The 17100-nt window shown below is 62.6% G+C and carries 17 protein-coding genes; 12 read left to right on the top strand and 5 right to left on the bottom strand.

The features are described from left to right. The first annotated feature begins 400 nt into the window (after positions 1-400). The 4 genes from ABV589_RS11210 (at position 401) to ABV589_RS11195 (ending at position 4768) form a co-directional block, all read left to right on the top strand. The gene (locus tag ABV589_RS11210; protein WP_367085854.1) at positions 401-2314 is read left to right on the top strand and encodes a sigma-54-dependent Fis family transcriptional regulator; all 1914 of its coding nucleotides are present in this window, start codon (positions 401-403) and stop codon (positions 2312-2314) included. 183 nt (positions 2315-2497) lie between these two features. Continuing rightward, a complete protein-coding gene (gene mpl / locus ABV589_RS11205) occupies positions 2498-3847 on the top strand; it encodes a UDP-N-acetylmuramate:L-alanyl-gamma-D-glutamyl-meso-diaminopimelate ligase (RefSeq protein ID WP_367085853.1) in 1350 nt (449 codons plus the stop codon). Beyond that, positions 3844-4491, top strand: coding sequence for a flavin prenyltransferase UbiX (gene ubiX / locus ABV589_RS11200; protein WP_367085852.1), 648 nt, complete (start codon positions 3844-3846; stop codon positions 4489-4491). The genes mpl and ubiX overlap by 4 nt, the downstream gene beginning before the upstream one ends. Then, positions 4484-4768 (top strand): YceK/YidQ family lipoprotein, encoded by a 285-nt coding sequence (locus ABV589_RS11195; protein WP_007968135.1) that lies wholly within the window; start codon positions 4484-4486, stop codon positions 4766-4768. The genes ubiX and ABV589_RS11195 overlap by 8 nt, the downstream gene beginning before the upstream one ends. A 162-nt stretch (positions 4769-4930) precedes the next feature. Here ABV589_RS11195 and ABV589_RS11190 read toward each other — a convergent pair whose 3' ends face one another. The 3 genes from ABV589_RS11190 to ABV589_RS11180 form a co-directional block, all read right to left on the bottom strand. After that, a complete protein-coding gene (locus tag ABV589_RS11190; protein WP_095139170.1) occupies positions 4931-5572 on the bottom strand; it encodes an oxidoreductase in 642 nt (213 codons plus the stop codon). A gap of 27 nt (positions 5573-5599) precedes the next feature. After that, a complete protein-coding gene (locus ABV589_RS11185) occupies positions 5600-7327 on the bottom strand; it encodes a C13 family peptidase (protein WP_367085851.1) in 1728 nt (575 codons plus the stop codon). A gap of 102 nt (positions 7328-7429) precedes the next feature. Further along, a complete protein-coding gene (locus ABV589_RS11180) occupies positions 7430-7885 on the bottom strand; it encodes a MaoC family dehydratase (RefSeq protein ID WP_367085850.1) in 456 nt (151 codons plus the stop codon). A 180-nt stretch (positions 7886-8065) separates the two neighbouring features. On the opposite strand from ABV589_RS11180, the gene ABV589_RS11175 reads away from it, so the two are divergent. From ABV589_RS11175 to ABV589_RS11165, 3 genes are read left to right on the top strand one after another with little or no spacing between them, the layout of a single operon-like run. After that, entirely contained in the window at positions 8066-8428 is a 363-nt protein-coding gene (locus tag ABV589_RS11175; protein WP_367085849.1) for a CidA/LrgA family protein, read from the top strand. After that, complete coding sequence (locus ABV589_RS11170) at positions 8428-9144, top strand: LrgB family protein (protein WP_007960614.1); 717 nt, start codon at positions 8428-8430, stop codon at positions 9142-9144. Before ABV589_RS11175 ends, ABV589_RS11170 begins: the two co-directional genes overlap by 1 nt. A 10-nt stretch (positions 9145-9154) precedes the next feature. Further along, positions 9155-9745, top strand: a complete 591-nt coding sequence (locus ABV589_RS11165) for an LON peptidase substrate-binding domain-containing protein (RefSeq protein ID WP_367085848.1) — start codon at positions 9155-9157, stop codon at positions 9743-9745. A gap of 122 nt (positions 9746-9867) precedes the next feature. Here ABV589_RS11165 and ABV589_RS11160 read toward each other — a convergent pair whose 3' ends face one another. Together ABV589_RS11160 and ABV589_RS11155 are read right to left on the bottom strand one after the other, a co-directional pair. Then, positions 9868-11184 (bottom strand): bifunctional DedA family/phosphatase PAP2 family protein, encoded by a 1317-nt coding sequence (locus ABV589_RS11160; protein ID WP_367085846.1) that lies wholly within the window; start codon positions 11182-11184, stop codon positions 9868-9870. A gap of 114 nt (positions 11185-11298) precedes the next feature. Beyond that, on the bottom strand, positions 11299-11994 hold the full coding sequence (locus ABV589_RS11155; RefSeq protein WP_367085845.1) for a DNA-3-methyladenine glycosylase: 696 nt from the start codon (positions 11992-11994) through the stop codon (positions 11299-11301). A 177-nt stretch (positions 11995-12171) separates the two neighbouring features. On the opposite strand from ABV589_RS11155, the gene ABV589_RS11150 reads away from it, so the two are divergent. From ABV589_RS11150 to mrdA, 5 genes are all read left to right on the top strand, one after another. Further along, positions 12172-13443, top strand: a complete 1272-nt coding sequence (locus tag ABV589_RS11150) for a glutamate-5-semialdehyde dehydrogenase (RefSeq protein WP_367085844.1) — start codon at positions 12172-12174, stop codon at positions 13441-13443. Then, a complete protein-coding gene (gene nadD, locus ABV589_RS11145; RefSeq protein ID WP_367085843.1) occupies positions 13412-14134 on the top strand; it encodes a nicotinate-nucleotide adenylyltransferase in 723 nt (240 codons plus the stop codon). The genes ABV589_RS11150 and nadD overlap by 32 nt, the downstream gene beginning before the upstream one ends. 72 nt (positions 14135-14206) lie before the next feature. Further along, complete coding sequence (gene rsfS / locus ABV589_RS11140; protein WP_007960601.1) at positions 14207-14701, top strand: ribosome silencing factor; 495 nt, start codon at positions 14207-14209, stop codon at positions 14699-14701. Between the two features lie 9 nt (positions 14702-14710). After that, the gene (gene rlmH / locus ABV589_RS11135) at positions 14711-15178 is read left to right on the top strand and encodes a 23S rRNA (pseudouridine(1915)-N(3))-methyltransferase RlmH (RefSeq protein WP_003185785.1); all 468 of its coding nucleotides are present in this window, start codon (positions 14711-14713) and stop codon (positions 15176-15178) included. Between the two features lie 10 nt (positions 15179-15188). Beyond that, positions 15189-17084 (top strand): penicillin-binding protein 2, encoded by a 1896-nt coding sequence (gene mrdA / locus ABV589_RS11130; RefSeq protein ID WP_367085842.1) that lies wholly within the window; start codon positions 15189-15191, stop codon positions 17082-17084. The last annotated feature ends 16 nt before the right edge of the window (positions 17085-17100 follow it).

Raw genomic sequence — 17100 nt, 5'->3', positions numbered from 1 at the left:
AGTGCGCTTGCTATAAGCGTAGAGCAAAGGTCGGGCCACTGCCGTACAGGGCAGGCAAATCAAGGCCTTGCGAATTTCTTGTCGGACGGGCGGGCGAAGGCTGTGATGGTTTCGGTACAGGGCGGGTGACAGTTTGTACCGCATTTGGCACAGCCTGTGACCGACCGGTCTTGCCAGCATTGCAATGCGCCGATGGCTGGAGGATGCTGACTGCCAATCGCCCAGTGGTTGATTATTGTGGCGAGGGAGCTTGCTCCCGCTGGGCTGCGCAGCAGCCCTGAAATGTTTACCGCTCATATACTTTGGCGAGCGCTTCGCACTCGAGCGGGAGCAAGCTCCCTCGCCACAGGTCAGTGTTGGTAGTCTGGAAGGGTCGACCTTTCGGGGAGAACAATAAGAAATGCACGACAACCATTTGAGTCGCCATGCCCAGCAGGTTCTCACTGTCAGTCAGGGCAAGCCGCACCTGCACGGGCCCGGTGCCGATCCGTCGATTGCCCGCTCGTGGCTGCGCTGTCTCGAGGACTATCACCTCGATCCGGCCCTGACCATGGCGCCCACCGTGCTCGAACACGGGCGCGTGCTCGAAAGCCGCGAACGTCTGCAACAGGTGTTACAGATCGCCGGCAATGAAATGAGCAGCCTGCATCAGCAACTGTCCGGCGCCGGTCATGCGGTGCTGCTGACCGATGCGCGCGGGGTGATCCTCAACTGCGTCACCGCACCTGCCGAGCGCAAGATATTCGAACGGGCCGGCCTCTGGCTCGGCGCCGACTGGAGCGAAGCCTGCGAAGGCACCAACGGCATCGGCACCTGTCTGGTCGAGCGCCAGGCGCTGACCATCCATCAGGACGAACACTTTCGCGGCCGCCACACCGGCCTGACCTGCTCGGCGAGCCCGGTGTTCGACCCGCACGGCGAACTGCTCGCGGTACTCGATGTATCCTCGGCGCGCCACGATGTCTCGCGCCAGAGCCAGTTCCACACCATGGCGCTGGTCAATCTGTCGGCGAAGATGATCGAGAGCTGCTATTTCCTGCGCTGCTTCGATAACCAGTGGCTGCTGCGTTTTCACTTGCAGGCCGAATCCGTCGGCTTGTTCAGCGAAGGGCTGCTGGCGTTTGACGGCGAAGGGCGGATCAGCGCGGTCAACCAGAGCGCGCTGAACCTGCTCGGGCATATTCGCGGTGGTTTGCTCGGCAAACCGGTGGAAGCATTTTTCGATTGTTCGCTGGACGAGTTGCTCGGTCGTGCCAGCGCCAATGCCAGCGCCAGTTGGCCGCTGCGCACCCGCGACGGCCGGCATCTGTTTGCCTTGCTGCGCGGCGAATCGCGCAAGCCGGCGCCGATCCTGCCGGCCCCGGTCGTGGCCAAGCCTCAAGCGCTGGTGGGCATTTGCCTCGGTGACGCGGCGCTGCAAGCGGATTTCCGCAAGGCGTTGCGGGTATTCGAACGCGACGTGCCGCTGCTGATCAATGGCGAAACCGGCTCCGGCAAGGAAGCCTTTGCCAAGGCTGTGCATCACGCCAGCCAGCGCGCCAACAAAGCCTTTGTCGCGCTCAATTGCGCGGCGATTCCCGAGAGCCTGATCGAGAGCGAACTGTTCGGTTATCGCGGCGGCAGTTTCACCGGCGCACGCAAGGACGGCATGCGCGGCAAGCTGCAGCAGGCCGATGGCGGCACGCTGTTTCTTGATGAAATCGGCGACATGCCGCTGGCGTTGCAAACTCGCTTGTTGCGAGTGCTGGAAGACCGGCAGGTGGTGCCGATTGGCGGCGAACCGGAGGCGGTCAACGTGCGGATCATCAGCGCCACGCACCGCAATCTGCTGGAACGGGTCGAAGACGGCAGCTTCCGCGAAGATCTGTATTACCGGCTCAATGGCCTCGAAGTCGCGTTGCCGGCGCTGCGCGAACGCAGTGATAAATCGCAGTTGCTGGATTTTCTGCTGGCCGAGGAGGCGGGCGGCGAAGTGATTGTGATCGACGAACCGGCGCGGCGAGCGTTGCTGGCCTTCAACTGGCCGGGCAACGTGCGGCAGTTGCGCAATGTCCTGCGCACGCTGGCGGCGTTGTGTGATGACGGGCGAATCGGCCTTGAGGATTTGCCGGCGATGATTCGGCAGGGGCGTCCGACGCTTGCGCTGACGTCGGTTGAGTCCGAGCATCCGCTGGAAGACGCCGAGCGACTGGCGTTGCTCAATGCGCTGGAGCAAACGCGCTGGCACATGACCCACACCGCCGAGCAACTCGGCGTGAGTCGCAACACCCTCTACAGAAAGCTGCGCAAACACGGCATCGCCCGAACCGCATAAATCCCCCTGTAGGAGCTGCCGAAGGCGGCGATCTTTTGATCCTGTAAAGAACAAGATCAAAAGATCGCCGCCTTCGGCAGCTCCTACAGGGGGGGTAGTGATCGTGGGGTGATGGTGATCAGCTAAAGAGTGCGATTTCCCCCTCCCTGCGCTAACCTGCGGCCATGTTTTACGAGGTCGACTATGCACATTCATATTCTGGGTATCTGCGGGACTTTCATGGGCTCGATGGCGGTTCTGGCCAAAGAGCTGGGCCATCACGTGACCGGCTCCGACGCCAACGTCTATCCGCCGATGAGCACGCAGCTGGAGGCCCAGGGCATTCAACTGACCCAGGGTTATGACCCGGCCCAGCTTGATCCGGCGCCGGATCTGGTGGTAATCGGCAACGCCATGTCCCGCGGCAACCCGGCGGTGGAGTATGTGCTGAACAAAGGCCTGCCGTACGTTTCCGGCCCGCAATGGCTGGCCGATCACGTGTTGCAAGGGCGCTGGGTGCTGGCGGTTGCCGGTACGCACGGCAAGACCACCACCAGCAGCATGCTCGCCTGGGTCCTGGAACACGCCGGCATGAGCCCGGGGTTCCTGATCGGCGGCGTGCCGCAGAACTTCTCGGTGTCGGCACGTCTGGGCGGTACGCCGTTTTTCGTGATCGAGGCTGACGAGTACGACAGCGCGTTCTTCGACAAGCGTTCGAAGTTTGTCCACTACCGTCCACGCACCGCGATCCTCAACAACCTTGAGTTCGATCACGCCGACATCTTCCCCGATCTGTCGGCCATCGAGCGGCAGTTCCACCATTTGGTGCGAACCATTCCGAGTGAAGGTCTGGTGATTCACCCGACCACCGAACCTGCCTTGCAGCGCGTGATCGAAATGGGTTGCTGGACCCCGGTGCAAACCACCGGTGTCGGCGGTCAGTGGCAGGTCAAGTTGCTCAAGGACGATGGCTCGGCGTTCGAAGTGATGTTCGAAGGCGTGTCCCAGGGCACCGTGGAATGGGAGTTGACCGGTCAGCACAACGTCGCCAACGCCCTGGCCGCGCTGGCAGCGGCGCGGCATGTCGGTGTGGTGCCATCGATGGGCATCGCCGGGTTGAGCGCGTTCAAGAACGTCAAACGCCGCATGGAGAAAGTCGCCGAAGTGCGCGGCATCACCATCTACGACGACTTCGCCCACCACCCGACCGCCATCGCCACCACCCTCGACGGTCTGCGCAAGCGCATCGGCGACGCACCGCTGATCGCGATCATCGAACCGCGCTCCAACTCGATGAAGCTCGGCGCGCACCGCGATGGCCTGCCCGACAGCGTGGTCGATGCCGATCAGGTGATCTGGTACGCCCCGGCCAACCTCGGTTGGGATCTGGGCGCCACCGCCGCACTGTGCAGCGTGCCATCGATCGTCAGCGACTCGCTGGAAGGCATCATCGAACGCGTGAAAAGCCAGGCCCAGCCCGGCACTCACGTGGTGATCATGAGCAACGGTGGCTTCGGCGGCCTGCACGGCAAACTCGCCGAGGCGCTGCAATGAACACTTTTTCCCAGAACGGCGGCCCGGAACGCATCACGCTGGCGATGACCGGCGCGTCCGGCGCGCAGTACGGTTTGCGCCTGCTCGATTGCCTGGTGCGTGAAGATCGCGAAGTGCACTTCCTGATCTCCAAGGCTGCGCAACTGGTGATGGCCACCGAGACCGATGTCACGCTGCCGGCCAAACCGCAGATGATGCAGGCGTTCCTCACCGAATACACCGGGGCGGCCGCCGGGCAGATCCGCGTTTACGGCAAGGAAGACTGGATGTCGCCGGTAGCCTCGGGCTCCGGCGCGCCAGCGGCGATGGTGGTGGTGCCGTGTTCCACCGGCACCTTGTCGGCGATTGCCACCGGTGCCTGCAACAATCTGATCGAGCGCGCGGCGGACGTCACCTTGAAGGAGCGCCGCCAGTTGATCCTGGTGCCGCGCGAAGCGCCGTATTCGAGCATTCATCTGGAGCACATGCTCAAGCTGTCGAACATGGGCGTGACCATTCTGCCGGCCTCGCCGGGTTTCTATCACCAGCCGCAGACCATCGACGACCTGATCGATTTCGTCGTCGCACGGATTCTCAATCTGTTGGGCATTCCACAGGACATGCTGCCGCGTTGGGGCGAGCATCATCTGAGCAGCGATGAATAAGCTGTTGGTGATTGCGCTGGCCCTGCAACTGGCCGGCTGCGCCACCGCGCGCACGCTGGATGCGGCCAAGCCGGGCGCGCCGGTGGTGTATTCCGGGACGCGCCTGGATTTGTACGCGATGAATGGCGGATGTTGTGCGATGGATCGCTTCGGGGCTGAGGCGCCGAGTTATCCGGGGGTGGATCTGCCGGCGAGTGCGTTGCTCGATACGCTGTTGTTGCCGTTGTCGTTGCTGACCGTGATTGGCGTGGGGTTTCAGGCGACGGGTGGATTGTAAGGGAGTGCTGCGCACTCCTGTGGCGAGGGAGCTTGCTCCCGCTGGGCTGCGAAGCGGCCCCAAACCCCGCGACTAAATCCTTCAGATACACCGCATAATTCAGGGCTGGCGACTGCTGCGCAGTCGAGCGGGAGCAAGCTCCCTCGCCACAAAGTCCCGCGGTTACTTGCCGAGCTTGCGCAACTCATCCGACTCGACCACCCGCACCCCGTCCTGTTCTTCCAGCGCCAGGCGCCACATCGCCCGGGCCAGTTGGCAGGCTTCGATGCCGCGGTATTTGCCCGGAATCAGTTTGGAAAACGGCGCGGCCAGCTGTTCGCCCAGACGCGGTTCGGTACGATCGCCCAGCAGCAGCGATGGCCGACAGATGGTCAGTTGCGGCCAGTCCTGCGCACGCAACGCCTGCTCCATCTCGCCTTTGACCCGGTTGTAGAAAATCGACGATTTCGGATCGGCGCCCAGCGCGCTGATCACGATCAGGTGCCGCGCGCCCATCTCCCGTGCACGTTTGGCGAAGGCCACGACCATGTCCAGATCCACCGCGCGGAACGCGGCTTCGGAACCCGCCTGCTTGATGGTGGTGCCGAGACAGCAGTAGGCGATATCGACGCGACCACTGAGTTGCGGCAGAAACGCCTGTGGGTCGCCCACCGGGTTCTCCAGGTGCGGATGCTCCGCCAATGGACGACGGGACGGGGCGAGCACGCGGGTGATCGTCGGCTCGTTGAGCAAACGGTCGAGCAGATGTTCACCGGTCAGTCCGGTGGCTCCGGCAAGCAATACGTGCTGAGGCGTCAAGTACATAGTGTTTCTCCCTTGATACTGTTCAGCTTAGTTGCTGTTTGTTGCTCCGTCGTTCAATGCAGCACTCTGCAACGCTTTTCTTGCCTGCTGTTTACGCAGCAGTTGCCAGTGCGCCAGCACGGTTTTCGGTGCCCAGATCTGTGGCTCCGAGGCTTCGAAGTTATCCGCCAGTTCGCGCTCGGCGACGGTGGCCTTGGCCAGTTTGAAGGCCTGCTCCAGATCGTCGGTCTGGTTCAGTGCCTGAGCGAACAAGGCGTCGCCGAAGTAGGTGAAGTTGGCTTCTTCCGAGCAACCGAACGACACCCGATCGGCACGCGAGGCGGTCATGATCAGGGTGCGCTCATCTTTCAGCGCGGGGATGAAACCACCGGAATAGCACGATGAAATCACGATCACCTTATCTCGGTTTTTCAGCGGCGCCAGCACCGTGGCGAGCTCGTCGGCGGGCAGGTCCGCCAGCTCCATGCGCGGCTGGTCGAGCACCAGTTCGTGTTCGGCGGTGCCGTGGCTGGTCAGGTAGATGAAGATCAGGTCCTCCGGGCCACTGCGTTCAGCCAAAGTCTGCGCGGCGCGGCGCAGGTTTTCGCGGGTGGCCATCGGCCGGTCGACGAGGTGGTCGCGGTGGTTGACCAGACGAATCTGGCCGAAGGCACCGAAGCGTGTGGTGAGCATGTTGGCGACGTAGTCGGACTCGCGCAGGAACACGCTTTGTTTGCCGTCGCCACCGAGGGTCAGGGTGTACAGCTCGACTGCTGGCGTCGAGGCGGGCACAGCGGCCAGTGCGTCATCGAGCAGACGCCCTTGGGCCAGCAAGCCGAGTTCGAGGGTGTCGGGCAACAGCTTGCCGTCGACGTCACGTACGCGCTGGCCGTTGATCCAGGTGCCGCTGAGCACGGTGCCGTCGGTCAGCACCAGGGTGCCGCGCCCGGCGTAGCTGTCGCTGTCGAACCCGCCGATGTAGAAGCTGCCGTCAGACAGGTTCAAGCGGCCCTGACCACTGAAGCGCCAGTCGTTGAAGAAGCCGATGTAGTGGCTGCCGTCGGCACCGATCAATTCGCCCTTGCCGGTCAGCGCGCCTTCCTTGAACTGGCCGAGCCACACGTCGCCGTCGGCGTTCTCGTAGCGGCCCTTGCCGTGCAGCTGGCTGTTCTTGAAGCCGCCGACATAGATGTCGCCATCGGCACTGTTGAAGGTGCCATTGCCTTCGAGCTGGCCGTTGACGAAATGGCCGCTGAAGGTGTTGCCGCTGGAATCGCCGCGCTGGCCTTCGCCGTTGGGTTTGCCGTGGGCGAACTGGCCCTGATAGGAGCTGCCGTCGTCCATTTCCAGACGGCCCAGCCCGGAATACTGGTCAGCCTTGAACTCGCCACGGTAGGTCATGCCGTTTTCTTTCAGCGTACCTTCACCGTCGCGCCGGCCCTGCTTGAAGCCGCCGGTGTAACTGCTGGCGTTGGTGGTCAGGCTGCCCTGGCCATCGAACAGGCCTTGCTGGAACTGGCCGCGATAGACCTCGCCGTTGCTGCCGTGCCACTCGCCCTGGCCATGCCATTGGCCCTTGTCGAACTGCCCGGCGTACCAGCTGCCATTGGGGTAGTCGACCCGGCCCTGGCCTTGCAGCAAGCCGTTGACCAGTTCGCCGCGATAGCGCCCGCCGTCCGGCAGCCGTGCATCCGGGGGCAACAGCGATTCGCCGTCGCCGCACGCGGTGAGCATCAGGGTCAGGGCAAGGGGTGCAAGAGAAGCGAGTGGGCGCATAGCGGGATCCGGGCAATTAGGCGACCGAGTATGCCGCAGCTATGTGTCGCATATATAGAGAGGGAGTGCGAAACAGCGTGAGCCGCTTCGCATCCGGGCCACTTAAACGAAGCAGAGCGACAACGGTTCGGCGATGTAGGCCGGTTTGTCCGAGCCTTCTATCTCAAGCGTCGCGGTGGCCTTGAGCAGCCATTGACCGGGTTTTTTCTCGGTCACTTCGGCCAGATCGACTTTCAGGCGCACTTTTGAATCGACCTTCACCGGCTGGATGAAACGCACGCTGTCCAGACCGTAATTGACCACCATCTTCAGGCCTTGCGGCAGCACGAGGATGTCTTCCATCAGTTTCGGGATCAGCGACAGCGACAGGAAACCGTGGGCAATGGTGCTGCCAAATGGCGTTTGCGCGGCTTTGACCGGGTCGACATGGATGAACTGATAATCCCCGGTGGCTTCGGCGAACAGGTTGATGCGCTCCTGATCGATGGTGAGCCATTCGGAACGTCCGAGTTCCTTGCCGACATAATCTTTGAGCTCTGCAACGGGAACATAGGGCATTGAGACTCTCCTTGGGTTCATCGGTTTTATAGTTTTTCAGGTGGGGGATTTGACCGCCCTGCGAACCACTGTAGATCAACATGACGATTTGCTCCGGTCAACCGACCATGCTTTTGGCGAATGCCGATCCATAGCGCTGCCGTGCTTATAATGCCGAGGACTTGCGGGGGGAGATGTCTGATGTTGTTACGTGGCCTGACCATGCTGGTGCTGTTCCAATTGCTCGGCACGGCGCTCAACCATTTGCTGTTGCCGGTACTGCCGGGGCCGATCATCGGCCTTCTGCTGTTGCTGGTGTTGTTGATCATCCGCGGTGAAGTCGGCGAGCCGCTGAACCTCGCGGCCGGCAGTCTGCTGCGTTATCTGCCGTTGCTGCTGGTGCCGCCGGCGGTGGGCGTGATGGTGTATGCGAGCGACATTGCCGCCGATTTCTGGGCGATTGTCGGCGCGCTGGTGCTGTCGTTGATTCTGTCGATGGCCTTCGCCGGCGTGTTGATGCAACGGCTGGTCAAGCGTCACGCACCGAACTCGGAGGACGCTTGATGCTCTTCGATTGGCAAGGTGCCTGGGCTTCGGTCATTCATCATCCGCTGTTCGGCATCGGCATCACCCTTGGCGCCTATCAACTGGTGCTGGCGGCGTTCGAGAAAACCCGCTGGATCTTTCTGCAACCGGTGCTGGTCTCCATGCTGTTGGTGATCGGCGTGCTGGTCGGCTGCGGCCTGACTTACGCCGAGTACCGCAAGAGCACCGAGATCCTCAGCATTTTGCTGGGGCCGGCGACGGTGGCGCTGGCGGTGCCGCTGTATCTCAACCTCAAGCGCATCCGCCAATTGTTCTGGCCGATTTTTACTACGCTGGTGATTGGTGGGGTGGTCGCCACGGGCATGGGTGTTTTGCTGGGCTGGTGGTTCGGTGCCGAACACATGATCCTGATGACCATGGCCCCCAAGTCGGTGACCTCGCCGATTGCCATGCTGGTGGCCGAGCAGATCGGTGGCGTGGCGGCGCTGGCGGCGGTGTTCGTGCTGATCACCGGGGTGATTGGCGCGATCTTCGGCCCGGCGCTGCTGACTCGGCTCGGCGTGCACAGCCCCGAGGCGCGCGGCATGGCGCTGGGCATGACCGCACACGCGGTCGGCACCTCGGTGGCGCTTCAGGAAAGCGATGAGTGCGGCGCCTTCGCGGCGCTGGCGATGAGTCTGATGGGCGTGGCCACGGCGGTGTTCCTGCCGTTGGCGGTGTCGATGGTGGTGTAAGGAAATGTCTATGAGTCTGCCGCTTTTCCCGCTCAACACAGTGCTGTTCCCCGGTTGCAACCTCGACTTGCAGATCTTCGAGGCGCGCTACCTGGACATGATCGGCCGCTGCATGAAACAGGGCGGCGGTTTCGGCGTGGTGTGCATCCTCGACGGCCACGAAGTCGGCGTTGCGCCAGAAGGCTTTGCCTTGGTCGGTTGCGAGGCGCGGATTACCGATTTCCAGCAACAGGACAACGGTCTGTTGGGGATCCGGGTGCAGGGCGGGCGGCGCTTTCAGGTGCTGCGCACTGAGGTGCAGCGCGATCAGTTGATCCTCGCCGACATCGAATGGCTAGACGATGAACCGGAGCAACCGTTGCAGGACGAAGACGCCGATCTGGTGGCGCTGCTCAAGGCCTTGGCCGAGCACCCGATGGTCGAGGCGCTGAACATGGGCACCGAAGCGCTGGGGCAGCAGTCGCTGGCCAATCAACTGGCCTATCTGCTGCCGTTCGCCGAAGAAGACAAGATCGACCTGCTGCAACTCGACGATCCGCAGCAGCGACTGGATGCGATCCAGGCGCTGCTCGATGAGCTTCAGGGCGAATTGTTCGCCTGAGCCATCGAAAAAGATCGCAGCCTGCGGCAGCTCCTACACGGGATTTCGTTTACACCTGCGCCATCGTGCGCAGGTGAACAAAACCCTTGTAGGAGCTGCCGCAGGCTGCGATCTTTTGCTTCTCAATAAGCGTAACGCAACATCGTGTCCGGCAAATGCCGCAGAACGAACAGGCTGAACAGCGCCAGCAGCGCCGGCAGGATCAGCCACCAGACCTTGAACGGCATGGCGTTGAGCGGCGCCTTGCGCTGGCTCAGCCACAACCCCGCCGCACACACGCACGCTGCGAGCATTGCGCCGGCCAGAATATCCGTCGGCCAGTGCGCGCCCAGATAAACCCGCGACAAGGCAATCGACAGCGCCGGAATACAGCCGAGCAACAGCCAGGTCAGACGCATGCGCGGCGGTTGTCCGCGACCGGCGAGTACCGCCAGCACCAGAAACAGCGCGAACGATCCCGAGGCATGGCCGCTGGGCATGCTGTAGCTGGTCAGCGGATCGGTCAGCACGTCCGGGCGAACCCGGGCGAAAAACTGTTTGGTGACGGTATTCAGCAGCGCGGTGCACAGCAGCGTACCGCCGGCAAAGATTGCCTGACGCCATTGCCGGCAAAGCAGCAACAGACCGGTGAGCAGGGCGCTGAACAGCAGCATGTTGCGGAATTCACCGATCAGGGTGAACGTCACCGCGATTTCATCGAGCATTGGCTGGCGATGCTCCTGCACCAGGGTCATCACGCCCTGGTCGAGGGCGTGCAGGTACGGATAGCCAATAAACAGTCCGATCAGAATCAACAGGCTCATGCTGCTGATCCAGATCGTCGCGCGGCGATGCTGGCGCAAGCTGCTGTTGACGCTCAGGCCGATCATCACTGCAATGCTGGCGGCGACGATGCCGGCTTGCAGCCAGAAACCTTCCGGCAGCGGCAGACGGATCGCCGCGCCGGTGGCCCAACCCGGCAGCAGGTAGGCGACGCTCCAGCCGGCGGCGGCCAGCAGGCTGACGGCGGCGAAACGCGGGAAGGGCATGTCGCACATCCCGGCGACCATCGGCAGCATCGGCCGCAACGGCCCGATGAAGCGCCCGACCAGCAGGCTGGCAATGCCGTAACGCTGGAAGTAGATTTCGGCCCCGGCCATCCATTCCGGATGATGGCGCAGGCCGGGCAAGCGGCGGATGTTCTGATGGAAGTGGCGGCCGAGGAAATACGAAATCACATCGCCGAGAATACCGCCGAGAAAGCCCAGCAGCAGGGTCTCGCTAAGCGACAACGCGCCGCTGCCGGCCAGTACCGCGACGGCAAACAGCAACACCGTGCCGGGCACGATCAGCCCGGCAATCGCCAGACACTCCACGAAGGCGACAATCAATACGGCGGCGGCCAGCCACTGCGGATTGGCCGCCAGCCAACCGGTCACGCTATCGAGCCATGGGCCCATACAAATAACTCCATTTTATTGATCACCTCATGTAGGAGCTGCCGAAGGCTGCGATCTTTTGATCTGTTAAAAACAAAGATCGCAGCCTTCGGCAGCTCCTACACGGGTTTGTATTTACAGCAGGAAATAATCGCGACCTTCGACCTGACCCCGGCGTAGCGGGTTGCGCGTGCACCACTGGGCATACGTGGCGTCGACGAAGCGATACATCAGGTGCTCGTCGCGGCCCTGGGGGATACCCAGGCGGGTAGTCTGGATAATCTGGGTCGGCGCCGGCCCGGTGTCTTCCACCAGCATCAGCTCGTGATCGAAACGCTTGGCGTCCCACATCGGCACCTTCAACCCCAGCGCCTTGCACAGCAGCGTCTGCCCGGCGCAGAGCTTTTGCGAAGGGCGCGGTCGGCCCTGAGTATCGGGGTTGTTCAGCAGCATCTGCGCCAGACTGGCCGGTCCGCTGATTTCATCGACCCACGGGTAGGCGGATTTGATCAACACGGCGTTGCCCGGCCCCTGGGCGCTGAAGTTCAGCGAATCGCCGCCACGGGCGTAATACATATAGATGTGTCCGCCATCCAGAAACAAAGCCTTACGTTTTTCCGTATAGCCGAGGGAGGCATGGCTGCCTTTTTCTGCACAGTAATACGCTTCGGTTTCGATGATCCGGGCGCTGAGCCACAGATCGCCGACCCGGTGGCGGATGACTTTGCCGAGCAGATCGCGGGCCAGCATTTGCGCGTCACGGTCAAAGAAAGCGTCCGGAAGGCCCAGTGGCAGGCGCCCGGCGGTGGCGCGAACGGTCAGGTTGGACATGGCAAACGGTGTTTATCCAGGCGAAGGAGGTCGTGATGATAACAATCCGCGGCTTAATTACGGCTGAACGTCGGCAAATTGCAGTCCATTTCGACCATCCGCCTGTCACCGCTGTTAGTCCCGGGACGCGACAGCTATAATCTGCCGCTTTCCTCTTTGCCAAGACCCCAGCAGACCATGACTGAGTCCGTTCTTGCCTACATGACCCGATTGGGTCGCGCCGCCCGCGAAGCCTCCCGGGTCATCGGCCGTGCCAGCACCGCGCAGAAGAACCGCGCCCTGCAGGCTGCTGCCAATGCGCTGGACGCTGCGCGCGCCGAGCTGGCCGCAGCCAATGAACAGGATCTGGCCGCCGGTCGCGCCAACGGTCTGGAACCGGCACTGCTGGAGCGTCTGGAACTGACCCCGGCACGCATCGACGGCATGATCGTCGGCCTGCGTCAGGTGGCGGCACTGCCGGACCCGGTCGGTGCGATCCGCGACATGAGCTTTCGCCCGTCCGGCATTCAGGTCGGCAAGATGCGCGTACCGCTGGGCGTGATCGGGATCATCTACGAATCCCGGCCCAACGTGACCATCGATGCCGCCAGCCTGTGCCTGAAGTCCGGCAACGCGACCATCCTGCGCGGTGGCTCCGAGGCGATTCACTCCAACCGGGCGATTGCCGCGTGCATTCAGCGCGGTCTGGCCGAGGCCGAGTTGCCGGCAGCGGTGGTGCAAGTGGTCGAAACCACCGACCGTGCCGCCGTCGGCGCGATGATCAGCATGCCCGAGTACGTCGACGTGATCGTGCCACGCGGTGGCCGTGGCCTGATCGAGCGCATCAGCCGCGATGCCCGCGTGCCGGTGATCAAACACCTGGACGGCATCTGCCACGTGTATGTCAGTGCCCATGCCGATCTGGCGAAAGCCCAGCGCATCGCCTTCAATGCCAAGACTTACCGTTATGGCATCTGCGGCGCGATGGAGACCTTGCTCGTCGATCAAAGTGTTGCCAAGGATTTCCTGCCGTCGATGGCTGCCCAGTTCCGCGAAAAAGGCGTCGAGCTGCGTGGTTGCGAACGCACCCGGGCGAGCATCGACGCGGTGGCGGCCAGCGAAGACGACTGGAGCACCGAGTATCTGGCGCCGATCCTGTCGATCCGCGTGGTCGACGGACTGGACCAGGCCATCGAACACATCAACCATTACGGCTCGCATCACACCGACTCGATCGTCAGCGAAAACCTCGCCGACACTCGGCGTTTCGTCGCGGAAGTCGACTCGGCATCGGTGATGATCAACACCCCGACGTGCTTCGCCGATGGATTCGAATACGGATTGGGTGCCGAGATCGGCATTTCTACTGATAAGCTGCACGCCCGCGGTCCGGTGGGCCTCGAAGGACTGACCTGCGAGAAGTACATCGTGGTCGGTGATGGCCAGTTGCGCGGCCAGGCGACGGTCTGACTTGACCGACCTCGACCTGACAGCGCCGCAACCCGGCAGCGAGTCTCGCCCGCAACGCATCGGCGTGCTGGGCGGCACGTTCGACCCGGTGCACATCGGCCATTTGCGCGGTGCGCTGGAAGTCGCCGAAGCGCTGGCGCTCGACGAGTTGCGCATGATGCCCAGCGCCCGGCCGCCGCACCGCGATACGCCGCAGGTGTCGGCGCAGGATCGGCTGGCAATGGTTGAGTGCGCGGTGGCCGGAGTGCCGCCGCTGGTGGTGGACGCCCGCGAATTGCAGCGGGACAAGCCGTCCTGGACCATCGATACCCTGGAGTTGATGCGTGCTGAAATGGCCGCCGAGACCCAGGTTTTTCTGCTTTTGGGCTGGGACGCATTTTGCGGCCTGCCCACTTGGCACCGCTGGGAAGAGTTGCTCCAGCATTGCCACATCCTGGTGCTACAGCGCCCGGACGCCGACAGCGAACCGCCGGATGCCTTGCGCAACCTGCTGGCAGCGCGTTCGGTGAGCGACCCGCTGGCCCTGAAAGGGCCGAGCGGACAGATTGCATTCGTCTGGCAGACACCGCTCGCGGTTTCCGCCACCCAGATCCGTCAACTGCTGGCCAGCGGTAAGTCGGTACGTTTCCTGGTGCCCGACGCGGTCCTGGCCTACATCGATGCGCACGGTCTGTACCGTGCGTCGAACTGAACAAGGCGTGCTTCACTGATACGAATCCACGTATCGCCAAGCCGCCGAATACATGAGCAAAACGAGTTTTATATGACCGACAAAGATGTAAGCAAAGTCAAGCGCAAAGGCACGTTCAAGAGCGCGCCGCTGCCGGAAGTCGCCAACACCAACGAGCCGCTGAAGGGCGACGAGCTGGTCAAGGTTGCCGTGGCAGCCCTGGAAGACGTCAAGGCACAAGACATCCAGATCATCGATGTTCGCGACAAGCAGAGCATCACCGACTACATGATCATCGCCACCGGTACGTCCAATCGTCAGATCAACGCGATGCTGGACAAGGTCCGTGAAGAAGTCAAAAAGCAGGGCGCCAAGCCGCTGGGCGAAGAAGGCAAGGGCGACAGCGACTGGGTGCTGCTCGACCTCGACCTGGTGATCGTGCACATGATGACTGCCTCGGCACGTCAGTTCTACGACCTGGAGCGCCTGTGGGCCGGTGCCGAGCAAAGCCGTGCGGCGGATGCCAAGCACCACAGCCCGGAAAACACCCACGAGCATTTCACCAAGCTCAACAAAGACCAGCTGTAAGGGATTGCTGTGCGACTGCGACTGATCGCCGTCGGTTCACGCATGCCCAAGTGGGTGGAAGAAGGCTGGCATGAATATGCCAAGCGTCTTCCGTCCGAGCTGGCGCTGGAACTGGTGGAAATTCCGCTCAATACCCGTGGCAAGAACGCCGACGTGGCCCGTTTCATCCGCCAGGAAGGCGAAGCCATGCTGGCCAAGGTCGGGCCGAACGAGCGGATCGTCACGCTGGAAGTCCACGGCAAGCCCTGGAGCACCGAGCAACTGGCGGTCGAACTCGACCGTTGGCGGCTGGATTCGCGCACGGTCAATTTCATGGTCGGCGGCCCCGAAGGGCTGGCGCCGGAAGTCTGCGCCCGCGCCGATCAACGCTGGTCGTTGTCGCCGCTGACCTTGCCGCACCCGCTGGTGCGGATCCTGATCGGCGAACAGCTGTACCGTGCCTGGACCGTGCTGTCCGGCCACCCTTACCACAAGTAGTCCTGCCCTCATGTCTCAGCCGATCCGCATCAAGGACCACGAAAAGGACGCCCGCCTGGTGCGCAGCCGCGTCGTGTTCGGGGCCATTGCGGTCATGCTGTTGATCTGCGTGTTGATTGCGCGGCTGTACTATTTGCAGGTGATCCAGTACGAGTACCACTCGACGCTCTCGGAAAACAACCGCGTCCACGTGCAGCCGATTCCGCCGACCCGCGGGCTGATCTTCGACCGCAACGGCGTGGTGGTGGCGGACAACCGTCCGAGCTTCAGCCTGAGCATGACCCGCGAGCGTTCCGGCGACTGGCAGCAAGTGCTCGACGTGATCGTCGAAGTGCTGCAACTGACGCCCGAGGACCGGGTGATCTTCGAGAAACGCATGCGTCAGGGGCGTCGGCCATTCGAGCCGGTGCCGATCCTGTTCGAGTTGACCGAAGAGCAAATCGCCCGGATCGCGGTGAACCAGTTCCGCCTGCCTGGGGTGGAAGTGGTTGCGCAACTGGTGCGCCATTACCCGCAGGGCGCGCATTTTGCGCACTCGGTGGGTTACATGGGGCGCATCAACGAGAAAGAGCTGAAGAGCCTCGACCCGGTCAACTACAGCGGCACCCACCACATCGGCAAGACCGGCATCGAGCGTTTCTACGAGCCGGAACTGCACGGCCAGGTGGGTTACGAGGAAGTCGAGACCAACGCCCGCGGCCGCGTACTGCGCGTGCTCAAACGGACCGATCCGATTCCCGGCGAGGACATCGTCCTGAGCCTGGACATCAAACTGCAGGAAGCGGCCGAAGCTGCGCTGGGCGGGCGTCGCGGCGCGGTGGTGGCGCTCGATCCGAAGACTGGCGAAGTGCTGGCGATGGTCAGCCAGCCGAGCTTCGACCCGAACCTGTTCGTCACCGGCATCAGCTTCAAGGCCTATGCCGAGCTGCGCGATTCCATCGACCGTCCGCTGTTCAACCGGGTGCTGCGCGGTCTGTACCCGCCGGGTTCGACGATCAAGCCGGCAGTGGCGATTGCCGGTCTCGATTCTGGCGTAGTGACGGCGTCGAGCCGGGTGTTCGACCCCGGTTACTACATGCTGCCCAACTACGATCACAAATACCGCAACTGGAACCGCACCGGTGACGGCTTCGTCGATCTCGACACGGCGATCATGCGTTCCAACGACACTTACTTCTATGACCTGGCGCACAAGCTGGGCATCGATCGGTTGTCGGCCTACATGAACAAGTTCGGCATCGGCCAGAAGGTCTCGCTGGACATGTTCGAAGAATCCCCCGGCCTGATGCCATCCCGCGAGTGGAAACGCGCGACACGCAAGCAGGCGTGGTTCCCGGGCGAAACCCTGATTCTGGGGATCGGCCAGGGTTATATGCAGTCCACACCGTTGCAGTTGGCGCAGGCCACGGCGCTGGTCGCCAACAAAGGCATCTGGAACCGCCCGCACCTGGCCAAGACCATCGAAGGCGCCAAACCGGTAGACGAGAACCCGATGCCGGACATTGTCCTGCGTGATCCGTCCGACTGGACCAAGGTCAACCACGGCATGCAGCAGGTGATGCACGGCGCCCGAGGGACCGCGCGCAAGGCGGCGATCGGTGCGCAATACCGCATCGCCGGCAAGTCCGGTACGGCACAAGTCGTCGCAATCAAGCAAGGTGAGAAATACGACCGTTCCAAGGTTCAGGAGCGCCACCGCGACCACGCCTTGTTCGTTGGTTTCGCCCCGGCCGACAACCCGAAAATCGTGGTCTCGGTGATGGTCGAGAACGGTGAGTCCGGCTCCGGGGTCGCCGCGCCAGTGGTGCGTCAGGTCATGGACGCCTGGCTTCTGGACCAGGATGGTCGATTGAAGGCCGAATACGCCGGTCCTATCAGTGCGGAGGCTACGGCCCGTGATGAATAATTTTGATCGCATGCTC

The sequence above is a fragment of the Pseudomonas sp. HOU2 genome, assembly GCF_040729435.1.
Lineage (GTDB): Bacteria > Pseudomonadota > Gammaproteobacteria > Pseudomonadales > Pseudomonadaceae > Aquipseudomonas.
Note: the sequence above shows the minus strand (reverse complement) of the source record. Positions and strands in the feature narration are given on the sequence as shown.